This window comes from Cellulomonas triticagri, from assembly GCF_003696205.1.
Classification (GTDB): Bacteria; Actinomycetota; Actinomycetes; order Actinomycetales; family Cellulomonadaceae; genus Cellulomonas; species Cellulomonas triticagri.
The window spans coordinates 1-3,117 of record NZ_RFFI01000214.1; the positions used below are offsets into that span (position 1 = coordinate 1).

At 77.4% G+C, this 3,117-nt stretch carries 5 protein-coding genes; all 5 read right to left on the reverse strand.

Features of this window, described 5'->3' with window-relative positions; translation table 11 throughout:
• Positions 1-291, reverse strand: a 291-nt coding sequence (locus EBM89_RS20130; protein WP_439647214.1) for an HAAS signaling domain-containing protein, incomplete at its 3' end; no start/stop codon positions are given.
• Positions 288-617 carry a PadR family transcriptional regulator gene (locus EBM89_RS20135; RefSeq protein WP_122151353.1) on the reverse strand — a complete coding sequence of 110 codons (330 nt, stop codon included), beginning with the start codon at positions 615-617 and terminating at the stop codon, positions 288-290. The genes EBM89_RS20135 and EBM89_RS20130, both read right to left, overlap by 4 nt.
• Before the next feature lie 296 nt (positions 618-913).
• Entirely contained in the window at positions 914-1,867 is a 954-nt protein-coding gene (locus tag EBM89_RS20140) for a Ppx/GppA phosphatase family protein (protein ID WP_122151354.1), read from the reverse strand.
• A 20-nt stretch (positions 1,868-1,887) separates the two neighbouring features.
• Positions 1,888-2,415: a DUF501 domain-containing protein gene (locus tag EBM89_RS20145; protein WP_439647215.1), complete on the reverse strand. Its 528-nt coding sequence runs from the start codon at positions 2,413-2,415 to the stop codon at positions 1,888-1,890.
• Between the two features lie 83 nt (positions 2,416-2,498).
• Positions 2,499-3,117 (reverse strand): FtsB family cell division protein (locus EBM89_RS20150; protein ID WP_233571885.1); only part of this gene is annotated, 619 nt, incomplete at its 5' end.

The following is a 3,117-nucleotide window of genomic DNA, read 5'->3' on the forward strand; positions in this document are numbered from 1 at the left end:
GCGCCGCACCGGCACCTGCGGCCCCGGGTCCGGCAGCCCGGCGGCGGCGCGCAGCTCGCGGGCGTACTCGGCGGGCGCGCCGAACCGGGCGGTCAGGCCGGGCGGCATGTCCGCCGGGCGCCCCGTCGGGTCCGCCAGGGCGTCCGCGAGGTCGGCCTCGAGCCCGTCGGTCAGGTCGTCGACCTGGTCCTGCGGCAGGTCCGCCAGGTGCGTCCGCACCTCGGCGGCGTAGTCCGCGACCGTCGCCGGCCCGGTGCCGCCGCCCGGTGCGACTCGTGCGGTGCCGTTCACGCTGCGCCCTCCTCGTCCAGCAGGCGGGTCAGCGTGCCCGCGAACTGGCGCCAGTCCGTGCGTTGGGCCGCGAGCATCGCCCGCCCCTGCGCGTTGATCCCGTAGTACTTGCGGTGCGGGCCCTCGTCGCTCGGCACCACGTAGGACGTGAGCGCGCCCTGCGAGTACAGCCGCCGCAGCGTCCCGTACACCGAGGCGTCGCCGACGTCCGCGAGCCCGGCCGCCCGCAGCCGGCGCACGACGTCGTAGCCGTACCCGTCCTCCTGCGCGACGACCGCGAGCACGGCGACGTCGAGCACGCCCTTGAGCAGCTGCGTCGTGTCCACCGGGGCCTCCTGCCCGTCCGGCCGCGGAACCCCGTCGGCCGCACCGGGCACCGCGGCCGGCCCCCTGGCAGCCGCGGCACCCCGTGCCTCGTCGCGGGGGTCGACCCTCCTCGGCTCCCGCAGGACACACGGTAGTACAGATTGCGCAGTACCGGGCGCGAACGAGTACCGCGGACCGTCGGCGTGTCGGCGAGGACGGGGTGCGTCACCCGTTCGGCGGCACCCGGCGCGTGCTGACGGCGCCGTGCGTCGGCGAGCCCGGCGCCGGCGTGGCTCCGCCGCAGCGGGTGCGACGCTCAGCGGGCGGCGATGCTCCAGGCGATGCCGTCGAGGATGTCGTGCTCGGAGGTGACGACCTGGGTCAGCGTGCCGCCCGCGGCCTCGACCTCCGCCTGCACGCGCTGCACGACCGCACGCCACACGAGCGCGCCCGCGCCGATGACGTCGACCCGCCCGGGGTGCATGAACCCGAGGGCGGCGCGGGCGTCGCGGTCGCGCGCCAGCAGGTCGTCGCACGCGGCGACGACGGCGTCGACGGGCAGGACGGCGCCGTCGATGGCGGCCGGGTCGTAGGCCGGCAGGCCGAGGGCGTGCGCCGTGATCGTGGTGACCGACCCGGCGAGGCCGACGAGGGTGACGGCCTGCCCGAGCGGGACGTGCTGCGCGGCGACGTCGAGGGCCGCGCGGACGTCGGCCTCCGCGGCGGCGATCTCGTCGGCGGCGGGCGGGTCGGAGCGCAGGTGCCGCTCGGTGATGCGCACGCAGCCGACGTCCATGGAGTACGCGGCCTGCGGGGTGGTGGTGCCGAGGACGACCTCGGTGGAGCCGCCGCCGAGGTCGACCACGAGGTACGGGCCGGGGTGGGTCGCGCCGAGGACGCCGGTCGCGCCGCGGAAGGACAGCTCGGCCTCCTCGACGCCGCCGATCACCTCGGGCTCGACGCCGAGCGCCGCACGGACCCCCGCCACGAACTCGTCGCGGTTCTCGGCGTCGCGGGACGCGCTCGTGGCGACGAACCGGACGGCCTCCACGCCGAGGTCGGCGCAGATCGCCGCGTACCGGCGGGTGGCGTCGAGGGTGCGTTCCAGGGCCTCCGGGGCGATCCGGCCGGTGCGGTCGACGCCCTGGCCGAGCCGCACGACCTCCATGCGCCGGTCGAGGTCGGTGAGGGTCCCCGCCGACGGGTCGACGTCGGCCACCAGGAGCCGGATGGAGTTGGTCCCGCAGTCGATGGCAGCCACACGCGTCACGCGGGCCATCCTCCCATCCCTCAGCAGGTGCAGCGGTCCGGGCGCCAGGCGTCGCGCAGCCGCAGCAGGACGTCGTCGCCCACCGGGTTCACGCCGGGACCGGCGGCGAGCGCGTGCCCGACGACGACGTGCAGGCACTTGACCCGGGTCGGCATGCCGCCCGCGCTGATCCCGGCGATCTCCGGGACGTCGCCGAGCTCGGCGCGGTCGGCGAGGTACGCCTCGTGCGCGCGCTGGTACGCGGCGGCGAGCACCTCGTCGGACTGCACGCGGGCGGTGAGGTCCTTCATCAGGCCACCGGCCTCGAGGGTGCTCACCGCGCCGACCGCGGACGGGTTGGTCAGGTAGTACGTGGTGGGGAACGGCGTGCCGTCGTCCAGGCGCGGCAGGGTCCGCACGACGAGCGGCCGCCCGCAGACGCACCGCGCGGCGATGCCGACGACCCCGCGCGCGGGGCGGCCGAGCTGCTCGCGCAGCACGTCGAGGTCGGCGTTGGTGACGTCCGGGGCGTCGCGGCGGGCGCGCGGCACGAGCGTGACGTCGGGCAGGACGCCGGCGTCGGCTCCCGGGCTCGCGGGGGGCAGGTCGGTCACGGTGGTCCTCGTCGGTCGCGGGTGGGGCTCGGGCGCGGTCAGGGCGTGGGCGTCGGCTCGCCCGTCGCCCCGCCGTCGGCCGGCGCGGTCCCATTGTCCCCCGGCTCGGCGGGCTCGGTGGCCTCGCCCGTCCCGGCGACCCCGGCGATCTGCACCGAGTCCCACACCTGCGCGTACCAGGGGCGGGTCGGGTCCTCCGGCTCGACCGTGGTCGGCGCGCCGGTGGTCGCCTCGTCGGTGGCGGGCGGGACGACCTCGGGGTCGGCGACGCGCAGCGCCCGCTCCCCCGGCATGACGAACGCCAGCCGCTCCCGGGCCTGCGCCTCGACGAACGCGGGGTCGGACCAGCGCTCGAGCTCGGCCTGGAGGTCCTCGTTGTCCTGCTCGGCCTGGGCGACCTCGGCGCGCAGCTGCTCGAGCTGCACCTGCTGGTCGAGGTACTGCCGCAGGGTCGGGAACACCAGGACGAACGCGATGGACAGCACGACGAACATCACCAGCGCCCGCACGGTGAACAGGCGCGGCAGCCGCTGCTGCACGGTCTCGGCGCGGCCCCCGCGGCGGTCGCCACCACCGGTGCCGCCGCGACCCGCGGGGCGGGAGCTCGTCGGACGGGCGCCGGACCCGCGCGGCGGGGCGGACGGGGTGGCGCGAGCC